This window comes from Rhodococcus sp. EPR-147 (genome assembly GCF_001647185.1).
Lineage (GTDB): Bacteria > Actinomycetota > Actinomycetes > Mycobacteriales > Mycobacteriaceae > Rhodococcoides.
Genome location: NZ_LVCU01000202.1, coordinates 1 through 208 on the forward strand (window position 1 = coordinate 1; position 208 = coordinate 208).

The 208-nt window shown below is 70.2% G+C and carries 1 protein-coding gene; it reads left to right on the forward strand.

What is annotated here, in order from left to right; translation table 11 throughout:
• The coding region (locus tag A2J02_RS28210; protein WP_442971467.1) for a hypothetical protein at window positions 1–197 on the forward strand (197 nt) is incomplete at its 5' end.
• Window positions 198–208: the final 11 nt, after the last annotated feature.

The following is a 208-nucleotide window of genomic DNA, read 5'->3' on the forward strand; positions in this document are numbered from 1 at the left end:
AGTCGGCGAACCTCGCGCACGCTGTTGCCGTCGGCCGGCACATCGGACCGACACCGGCAGGCGGGGATCCGCGCGGACGGTACGGGCGCGCCGTTGCGATCCGCGACGCACTCAAGGACGGCTACGACGAACCGAGACTGCGGGCCGCGTTCGCGGGCCACAGCTTCGACGCCCAAGCACCACCAACACTGTTCTGACACGACCACCG